1 protein-coding gene is annotated in these 672 nt (G+C 67.9%); it reads left to right on the top strand.

Annotation, left to right across the window (positions count from 1 at the left end; genetic code table 11):
- Positions 1-215 precede the first annotated feature (215 nt).
- The coding region (locus tag ABD987_RS44525) for a transposase family protein (RefSeq protein WP_345409107.1) at positions 216-672 on the top strand (457 nt) is incomplete at its 3' end.

Here is a 672-nt window from a genome sequence, read left to right on the forward strand (position 1 = left end):
CTGGCCCACTACCTCGCCAGGCTGCTGCACGCCGAGCGCGTCCGGCGCGGCACCCGCAGGGGACGGCGGGCGTTGACCCTGTTCGTCCACGCCGTGCTGGTGCTGCGCTGGTTCCGCGACGCCACCCCCGTGCACCGGCTATTTTTTCTCTTCTAGCGGCCGACAACGATGTCAGCATCGCCACCGCCTACCGCTACCTGCACGAAGGCATCACCGTGCTCGCCGCCGAACACCCCGACCTGACCGAGATACTGGCCCAGCGCCGCACCGCCGGGGACACCCACGTGATCCTCGACGGCACCCTCATCCACACCGACCGGGTCGCCGCCACCACCACCAAAACCAAAGGCCGCAACGCCGGAGCCACCGTGCACCTGTGGTACTCCGGCAAACACCGCGACTTCGGCGGCAACATCCAATTCCTCGCCACCCCCGACGGATTCCCACTGTGGTGCTCCGACGTCGAACCCGGCATCACCAACGACATCACCGCCGCCCGCCAGCAGGGCCTCATCGGCCCCCTCAGCGCCGCAGCAGCCACCCACAACCTGCCCACCCTCGCCGACAAGGCCTACCACACCGCCGGCATCGGCATCCGCACCCCCATCAAGAAACCCCAAGGCACCACCCACGAACTACACCACGACAACCGCACCTACAACACCCTGCACA

The organism is Amycolatopsis samaneae (assembly GCF_039541975.1).
In the GTDB taxonomy this organism is placed as follows: Bacteria; Actinomycetota; Actinomycetes; order Mycobacteriales; family Pseudonocardiaceae; genus Amycolatopsis; species Amycolatopsis samaneae.